The following is a 7,108-nucleotide window of genomic DNA, read 5'->3' on the forward strand; positions in this document are numbered from 1 at the left end:
CACCAATTTTATCGATAATCAAATTTCGAAAAGTGCTTTTTCCACTACCGTTATTACCCGCAAATACAAAGAATATTGGTTGATGCGTATGCATTAGGCTTCACCATCATTATTGAATGGAACAATGTGGCCATTAGGAAATTCTTTAACAAGCTTTCCGTTTTTTTCATATATAATATATGTCTTATTTGCTTTGGCATCAATTCTTGCTCGCTCACCGGTCATCTTAGCCCATTTGTCGACCCAGCCATATTTTCGTTTGGATTCATTATTTTGTTGCTTCAACATAAGAATCACCGCCTATTTTTAATTATATCAGATTGTTGGTTTAATTATAATATCAGTTGTTTCCACATTGTTATTTTCATACTAACTGAATAGGACAAGACTGTTCCGCAAACGAAGCGCTTTTGCGGAATAAGTATGACGCTAAAGGGGTTATTTTGGATGAAATTCGCTTGGATTGCATGGTGGATCGTAAATGCTTTTTGGTTGGCTTTATTCGCATCAGGGTCGATTTTGTTAGCACAAAGAGACGTAGATGCAACTGGTGCGGTTCAAACGCCTGGAATTATTATGTTAAATATTTTGGTTTTAGCGATGCTTTTTATAATTCCTTTGCTCATTCAGATTGGTTGGTTAGTTGTAATGTTAGTCGTAAAAAATAAAAGAAATAAAGAAATGACTGTTCAAGAATAGAGGCGCGATTGCGGAATAACAGGGATGGCGCTCTCCTAAAGAATAGAGTATATTGTAGCATAATCTTATTGGTCCAGAGAGTTTAATTGCACCACATAAGAGGAATATGATCAAAAAATGGGAATGATTTTTGGTAAGGAAATGGTAAAATGCATGATTATGTCCGAAATATGATCGCAATTGTCGTGATTGTCCCCGTGTTTATTGCGACTTTCCATGTTTTGTTCAACCCTACTTTATGGTTCGCCGCATTTACAATAGTAGCAGGGATTTATGCTATATATACTAATATTAAGGGCTTGATGGAAGAACGAAAGTTACATTCCCAGTGAGGATTTTATTCCATATATGCATCAGTAAAGGGAGGCGCTTATGAACGAGCTAAATTATAATTCTGTTCTTGATCGCTTGGTGGAGATATATGAGTCACTATCCGTCGGAAAGCTTATGCTTATTACATTCCCCGCAGCGATGATTGTGACCTTTATTTACTTATTTACGAGAGATGTTTTGCAAATGATTTGGTTTACTTTATTTTAAGAAGGCAGGATCTTCTGTAATCAATTAACGAAGCGCGTTAATCGAACAAGTAGGAATTGTGTGTTAAAGAGGAGGCAACTCGATGAGATCAAAAAGGATAAGAAATGTGCTTATCGGGTTAATTTTTACGGTCACGGCTATGATGACAATTAGTATTGCTTTAAGCTACAACGGATTTATAGAAGCAAAAAGTGCTTGTGTGGAAAGCAATGGAACTATTACAGAGGAAAATGTAGATGTGTTAGCTTTAAATTGGTCAGTATCTTGTGAACAGTAATTTGTAGTCATGATTATTAAAGAATTTATTTAAGCAAACGAAGCGCATATCAGGAATAAGGACGGAAATATTTCCTCCGTAGGTGGACCGTTGAACACTTTAGTTTGGATCGAATATAAGATATAATAAGGGCACAGCTTTATGGAGGTGTATCATATGTCTATTCCAGATAAAATTATTCAGGAAATTGACATGTTGAGCGAGCAAGAAAGACAAAAGGTGCTTGCTAAAATTAAAGAAAAATACATGTCTAAAGATGTTATTTTACTAAGTGAGAATTATGCTTGGTGGGATAATGAGGAGGATGACATTTACAATGAGCAGTAAGACGAAACAGGGCGAGGTTTGGTTGGCAGAAGTCCTTTTTAAAGGAAAGCGCGAAACTAAGCAACGCCCTGTAATTATTGTCGGTAATGAATTGGCAATAGATGTGGATGTCATCATTGCCCCAGTTACTAGTCAGCAGCCCAGAAATCAATTTGATGTTGCTTTAGAGTATTGGAAAGACTCCGGATTGCTGAAGCCATCTGTAGCTCGTACTTCAAAAATTATTTCTGTGCATGGATCTGAATTGAAACGCTATATAGGCGAATTACATAAGCATGATCTTGAGCGGGTGCTTCATATGTGTAGAAATTTATTCTAGCAATTTTTAATTTTTGTTCTTCCGCAAACGAGCGCGATTCTGGAATAACAGGTATTGCGCTCAGTATTGGCTTATTAGGTTAAGTATGCGCAGATGGGGGAGGTTTGTCATATGAGAGATATCGTGATCCCCTTCGAGAGATGAATTTATCTGTACATATAAATTTTTGGAATTTAAAGGTGTTGATAGGATGCAGAATCAACAGCAGGAAGTAAGCGAACGGGAGCGTACAGAGAGGAAAGGAGCGTTGGGGCTCATAAGTGTTCCAGTTCTAATGAGCATTTTTGCAATCGCAACACCTGAATTTGATTGGTTCTATGCATGGTTCCTTTCAAGCATAGTTGGTCTGTTGATCATCTATGGATTAATCAATGTTATAACAAAGAGACATCACGATAGAAAGCAAAGATTTATCTATAATATAGTTGTTCTCAATATTAGTGCACTCTTTATGCTCATAATGACATGGAGAGTGTATGACGAGGCTTTATGGTTAGGGTTATTGTTATTAATTGTTTATTTCCTTGTTTTAGCCCTTGCTATTATAAAAAGAAACTATTTTTTAGGAGTTATAACACAACCTAGAAAAAACTCTGTTGGAGGGAAAATTTATGCGATTGTTTTGTTAGCGGCTGCAGTTATTGGACCTTCAAGTTATGGTTATGCAGTAGCGATTAGCTCGCAACATGGAACTGGAGTAGCTATGACAGTATTGGCATCAATGCTTGTTCCTTTTGCTTATCTAATAGTGTTAATGATAACTCCATCATATGAAGGTGTAAAACAAGCGAGTGAATCATAATTCGAAAAAAGGCGGACAAGTAATAAATTTAATGGTTGCTTTTCTTCAATTAACGAGCGCTTTAATGGAATAAAAGTTGTCTTAAAATAGGCCATTTTGTGGAATAAGAGGGAGGGAGTTGATGACGCTTAAATATTATTTAATTACAGCTGGAAAAGCATTTGCTTTCTCAGGTATCGTCTTAATCTTACTTTTAGGTGTCAGTTTCTTTTGGAATCTAAATATCCCGATGGAGCCTGTCATAACAACAATGATACTTTTCATAGCCATTGCCCCGGTACTTCAAAAAAATGCTGATGATCATAAACGTAATTATGGTAACTATCAAAATAAAGAAACACCATCTAAAAGGGAAATGATTTTAAGGTATGTCTTGTTTTGGGTTTTTGTAGCTTTAATTTTGGTCTTTATTTTACTCTTCCTCTAGTCCAAGTTTGTTTATTGAATACTTTCTTAATTACAGAATCGAAGCGCTTTAATGGAATAAAAAAATTGTTCCGGAATCTGGCAATTGAAGATTATCGATGAAAGATAAAACAGGGGAGGCGGCGATGTGAGTGGGTCGATAAATGTTTATCTTTTGGCCGTCGTTTTGATCTTTTTCATATTAACTGTTTTCGTGATTTTCATCAGAGACCATAAAGTAAAGATTTATATGTCGTTAGGTATATTAGTGCTATTTTTTCTTTTCTCTTATTTAGCAGCGACAATTCCGCAACAATAGAAGTGCACTAATCGAATATGTGTTGAGGGAGGGATAAAGTGAGCATCATCGGTACTGCCAATATTGCTCTTGCTGCATTTATGTCCATAGTTAGTTTCGTCATTTGGTTGGTTGTACCATCTGGTAAAAGGCAAAAGCGTCATTAGGAGAATGATCAATCTTCTTGAATCAAGGCGCTTTAATGGAACAAAAGTTATACCAGAAAATGGCCATATTATGGGGGGTCTTTTTTGGAAAGAGAAGTGAAAAAGGATTTAATTAAAGTTATATCTGTGCCTGCTATAGGCTCGGTTCTGGTGATATCAATATTATTTCTTTAAAGTTTTTGTCTAAACCTTGTTCCAGAAAAGAAGCGCAAGAACGGAACAAGACTCGCGCTCTTTCATGAATTTTTGGGGTAGATTGCAGAATGGAACTGTATCAAAAATACAGTCCAGTTTCGATGTAGCCCACCTTTAAAAGAGATTGGGCTTTCACGTTGAAGATCGGCAATATTTTGGGAGAGGTTAAAAATCGGGTTGTTTTTCTTTTATTTAATCTTCAACAGCTTGTTTTTTGTCATTCTTACTTTGGTTCACGAAATGGGACATTATCTCATGGGGCGATATATAGGTATCCCTAAACAAAATATGAAGATTGAAATGGGAAAGTTTCCACAGTATGTTGCCTTAAGAAAAGATGGGGAATTCATATCGCCTGTTGAATTTGAAAAATATATAGCTGCATATTTTGAGCATGATCCCAAAGGGCGCTATTCATTTCGATTTATTAATGCGGGATTCGTTGCAGAGTTTATAGTCATTTTAACTTTATTTCCGATATTCAACTTTCTTTTAGAGATACCCTCACTTAGTATATCACTCATTATGACAGCTTTAGCGGTATATGTTGGATATTTAGTTTTGAGTATTGGAATGAAAATTAAAACGAGAACTCCTTGGGGAGACTTCGGAGGCATGTGGGAGATATCAAAACCACGATCAGCATGCATTATTACTTTATCCATTGCGGCTAAAATCGTACTTCTTCTGGTTTCAATCTCGTTAGTTTATTCGTAATTTATTACGCAAAAGAAGCGCTTATGCGGAACAAGGATGACGCATTCCTCTGCTAGTCTGTGAGTGATATTGTTAGGCATCCATCCAACCAAAAAAGGAGGATTATTAATTGGGGGCCAGCTATTTTGCAAATCATTATTTCTCCATTGTCGTAGCTTTTACAGTCGGTATCGGAATATTGATCGTGCAAAGCATTATTTTTTTGCACCGTAAAAATAAACAATTAAAGAAATAATATCAAAGGACTATTCCGTTATTGAGCGCGCGCGACAAGTTCCGCTATAAACGCTTTGAAGCGTGAACATGCGGGGAATTAACGTAAATTCCAACTTTACAACAGAGGATGGGAATGACGGAACCATGTTTCCCGAAACCATCCCGTCAACAGATCCTGCATGCGTTAAGACTGACAGGTCTTAGGGTGTGAAGCACAGGTGATTCGGCAGAACGAAGGCTGGAGCCACTTTCAATGAGAAGGTATGCCGACGGATATGCCGCGCGGCTGAAAAACTGGATATGGTGAGAATGTTCTTACTGAAAAGAACTGACAAACTTCCGAATGTAAGGGTCTAGAGATTGACCATAGGGAAACTTATGAGTCATCCAACGATGACGTGAGTGGCGTGGAGTAAAAATGCGCTCTCTGAAACACGCTATACCAAACGACGGAGGTATCCAGCTCACAGGCTTAAAGGAAGCACCTATGTCCAGTATCGATAGCTACGTTGTAAGGGACTTGGAAAGCAAGGAACGTTGAAACAAGAGCTGTCACTCGAAACGTTTGCTATAAGACATATGTCGAAAAGCATTTATCTTTGTGAGGGTAGGGGTATGACCGAAGAATCTCCTGTAATGGGAGTGGAGGAACAGCCCCAAGTCTAGCGAATGGAACGATGGTTTTCCAAGCGTGCATCGCACCGATCGGGTAGGAATGTGTGATTTTACACAGTGCGAGCTTTCAGGCAAGAGTTTTCTGTTTGGGCAATAGTTTTTCTCTTGTGTGAAGGTAACGAGGAACTTATCATCTAGTATATGTCGTTAGATGGAGCGTGGAGTGCGGGGAAATCCTGCATGCTCCATGTGGAGCAGGGGAAAAGCCGGAGATAACATCAAACGCTTACCTATTGCTAACTTATCTGGAATAAGGATCAGCGCTCGCATTGTATATAAAGGCTCTTTTCCTTCTTCAAGTAAAATGAGAAAATAGCAGTTGAATTAAAATTTTATAGAATAAATCAGGTAAGATTTTAAAGGGTGGTTCCTAATGAAAAACCATATAAAGGTAAATGGAAAGCTTCTTTAAACAAACAAACGTTTTTCACAATTGAAAGAGAGTCAAAGGAATTGGATTGTCGCGGAGCTTTATAAACTTTACCACAATAAAATGAAAGAAAAACGAACAACAAAGAAACTCTCTCAGAATGATCGCGATACAGTTATTTCGACTCTATATGAACAGATTCGGGATAGAGAAATATGGATCCCTTATGGTGAGGTGAAAAAATAAGCTTTTCGTAAAACTACAAAGGTAGTAAAGTCTTTTGAGAAACAATATCCCAAGTTGAGTGCGGAAATTGAAGCTGAGCACGCTATGAAGTAATTGAATTTTAACAGGGTGCTTGCCCCGAATAAGAATAAGTGCCTTATCTGTTCGCGATTACTCAAGGAATGTACTTCATTGTATATTTCGATTGTTGAATAAAGTTCATATAAAAAGACCATGCTGGAGTCAAATCAATTGATTCATAGTATGGGAGCGTGAAGAACTTGTTATTGTCGGAAGCATGGGAAAAATATCAGTCTGATAAAAGAATTGAAGGTTACTCTCCCCTGACATTGAAAATGTATGGCTTTCAATGTGATCTTTTAAGGCGCTATTTTGGCGATACCCTGATGGGTGATCTTACAACAGAAAACTTGAAACAATACTTGATCGAAGCTGGAGGACATTTAAAGCCATCCAGTTTGGGGCATCGGGTACGTTTCATTAAGTCGTTTTTTAAATGGACTCACGAAGAAGGTTTTATCTTAAACTCGAGTTCAACAGTCGCTAGGCAAACAAAATCCCGCAGATGGGCATAGGAATGCCGGGTTGCAGGATTTTTGGACATAGGTGGCGTGTAACTATGTTTTAGCCCGAATGTCGAAAACTTTGGGAGGGGTCTCAACCCCTAGTATGCGTAGGGTTTGACGTTGTTCATGAGTGAGTTCTGTGCGCTGCTGAAAGTCTCCTTTTTTAGAAGAATAATGGCCGAGATGCATCTGCTCCATCGTTTTCCGGATGGTTCGCCACGTTTGTTTGGTTTCGACTTCCGCGACTCGAATCAATAAGAGTGCTAACCAATTGATTAGGATATGAGAT

General features: G+C 37.8%; 11 protein-coding genes and 1 pseudogene. 10 read left to right on the forward strand and 2 right to left on the reverse strand.

The genetic code is table 11. The features are described from left to right. Window positions 1-93: 93 nt before the first annotated feature. Window positions 94-288, reverse strand: coding sequence for a hypothetical protein (locus BLS58_RS16890; RefSeq protein WP_090400182.1), 195 nt, complete (start codon window positions 286-288; stop codon window positions 94-96). A gap of 159 nt (window positions 289-447) precedes the next feature. Here BLS58_RS16890 and BLS58_RS16895 point away from each other — a divergent pair, with 159 nt between their 5' ends. The 10 genes from BLS58_RS16895 to BLS58_RS16930 all read left to right on the forward strand — a co-directional run bounded on the left by BLS58_RS16895 (window position 448) and on the right by BLS58_RS16930 (window position 6,828). Further along, entirely contained in the window at window positions 448-699 is a 252-nt protein-coding gene (locus tag BLS58_RS16895) for a DUF3923 family protein (RefSeq protein WP_090400287.1), read from the forward strand. Window positions 700-1,071: 372 nt separating this feature from the next. After that, window positions 1,072-1,239 (forward strand): hypothetical protein, encoded by a 168-nt coding sequence (locus tag BLS58_RS17770; protein WP_176764834.1) that lies wholly within the window; start codon window positions 1,072-1,074, stop codon window positions 1,237-1,239. 82 nt (window positions 1,240-1,321) lie between these two features. Then, window positions 1,322-1,516, forward strand: coding sequence for a hypothetical protein (locus BLS58_RS16905; RefSeq protein ID WP_090400291.1), 195 nt, complete (start codon window positions 1,322-1,324; stop codon window positions 1,514-1,516). A 156-nt stretch (window positions 1,517-1,672) separates the two neighbouring features. Then, window positions 1,673-1,843: a hypothetical protein gene (locus tag BLS58_RS17775; protein ID WP_176764835.1), complete on the forward strand. Its 171-nt coding sequence runs from the start codon at window positions 1,673-1,675 to the stop codon at window positions 1,841-1,843. Next, on the forward strand, window positions 1,833-2,162 hold the full coding sequence (locus BLS58_RS16910) for a type II toxin-antitoxin system PemK/MazF family toxin (protein WP_245723233.1): 330 nt from the start codon (window positions 1,833-1,835) through the stop codon (window positions 2,160-2,162). Before BLS58_RS17775 ends, BLS58_RS16910 begins: the two co-directional genes overlap by 11 nt. Window positions 2,163-2,352: 190 nt before the next feature. Beyond that, window positions 2,353-2,964: a YwiC-like family protein gene (locus tag BLS58_RS16915; protein ID WP_090400295.1), complete on the forward strand. Its 612-nt coding sequence runs from the start codon at window positions 2,353-2,355 to the stop codon at window positions 2,962-2,964. A 121-nt stretch (window positions 2,965-3,085) separates the two neighbouring features. Next, window positions 3,086-3,391 carry a hypothetical protein gene (locus BLS58_RS16920; protein WP_090400297.1) on the forward strand — a complete coding sequence of 102 codons (306 nt, stop codon included), beginning with the start codon at window positions 3,086-3,088 and terminating at the stop codon, window positions 3,389-3,391. An 893-nt stretch (window positions 3,392-4,284) separates the two neighbouring features. Beyond that, entirely contained in the window at window positions 4,285-4,746 is a 462-nt protein-coding gene (locus BLS58_RS16925) for a hypothetical protein (RefSeq protein WP_143018956.1), read from the forward strand. 109 nt (window positions 4,747-4,855) lie between these two features. Next, the gene (locus BLS58_RS18240) at window positions 4,856-4,981 is read left to right on the forward strand and encodes a hypothetical protein (protein ID WP_281241026.1); all 126 of its coding nucleotides are present in this window, start codon (window positions 4,856-4,858) and stop codon (window positions 4,979-4,981) included. Window positions 4,982-6,513: 1,532 nt separating this feature from the next. Beyond that, window positions 6,514-6,828 (forward strand): site-specific integrase, encoded by a 315-nt coding sequence (locus tag BLS58_RS16930; protein WP_245723234.1) that lies wholly within the window; start codon window positions 6,514-6,516, stop codon window positions 6,826-6,828. A gap of 42 nt (window positions 6,829-6,870) precedes the next feature. Here BLS58_RS16930 and BLS58_RS17880 read toward each other — a convergent pair. Further along, window positions 6,871-7,108 (reverse strand): annotated as a pseudogene (locus BLS58_RS17880) (IS1634 family transposase); the annotation flags it as partial.

The organism is Natribacillus halophilus, assembly GCF_900100185.1.
Lineage (GTDB): Bacteria > Bacillota > Bacilli > Bacillales > Marinococcaceae > Natribacillus > Natribacillus halophilus.

What these genes read in the sequence shown, in the direction of transcription:
- BLS58_RS17775 (WP_176764835.1), top strand. Translation starts at nt 1,673, where the DNA reads ATGTCTATTCCAGATAAAATTATTCAGGAAATTGACATGTTGAGCGAG.
- BLS58_RS16890 (WP_090400182.1), bottom strand. Translation starts at nt 288, where the DNA reads ATGTTGAAGCAACAAAATAATGAATCCAAACGAAAATATGGCTGGGTC.
- BLS58_RS16915 (WP_090400295.1), top strand. Translation starts at nt 2,353, where the DNA reads ATGCAGAATCAACAGCAGGAAGTAAGCGAACGGGAGCGTACAGAGAGG.
- BLS58_RS16895 (WP_090400287.1), top strand. Translation starts at nt 448, where the DNA reads ATGAAATTCGCTTGGATTGCATGGTGGATCGTAAATGCTTTTTGGTTG.
- BLS58_RS16905 (WP_090400291.1), top strand. Translation starts at nt 1,322, where the DNA reads ATGAGATCAAAAAGGATAAGAAATGTGCTTATCGGGTTAATTTTTACG.
- BLS58_RS16920 (WP_090400297.1), top strand. Translation starts at nt 3,086, where the DNA reads ATGACGCTTAAATATTATTTAATTACAGCTGGAAAAGCATTTGCTTTC.
- BLS58_RS16925 (WP_143018956.1), top strand. Translation starts at nt 4,285, where the DNA reads ATGGGGCGATATATAGGTATCCCTAAACAAAATATGAAGATTGAAATG.
- BLS58_RS16910 (WP_245723233.1), top strand. Translation starts at nt 1,833, where the DNA reads ATGAGCAGTAAGACGAAACAGGGCGAGGTTTGGTTGGCAGAAGTCCTT.
- BLS58_RS17770 (WP_176764834.1), top strand. Translation starts at nt 1,072, where the DNA reads ATGAACGAGCTAAATTATAATTCTGTTCTTGATCGCTTGGTGGAGATA.